Origin of the sequence: Haemophilus sp. UMB1048, assembly GCF_030218125.1 — a bacterium.
Lineage (GTDB): Bacteria > Pseudomonadota > Gammaproteobacteria > Enterobacterales > Pasteurellaceae > Haemophilus_D.
In genome coordinates, this window is record NZ_JASOPB010000151.1 from 1 (window position 1) to 248 (window position 248).

General features: G+C 57.7%; 1 protein-coding gene. It reads right to left on the reverse strand.

Annotated elements, in window-relative coordinates; translation table 11 throughout:
* On the reverse strand, positions 1-248 hold a 248-nt coding region (locus QP437_RS10260; RefSeq protein ID WP_285267765.1), incomplete at both ends, for a hypothetical protein.

Below are 248 nucleotides of genomic sequence, written 5' to 3' on the forward strand. Positions count from 1 at the left end.
GAACGGGTATTTCGCTTTGTCGGCGATGATTTTGGTGGTAAACCGCGCCAGCACGTCCGGGCGGTCCAGGTACCAGGTAATATGGCGGAAACCTTCCGCTTCGCACTGGGTGCACAGCGCTTCGCCTGACTGATACAGGCCTTCCAGCGCGGTGTTCGCCGCCGGGCTGATCTCATTGACGATGGTCAGGGTGAAATGCTCCGGCAGGCCGCCGATCACCAGCTGATTGTTTTCTTCTTTATAGTCAC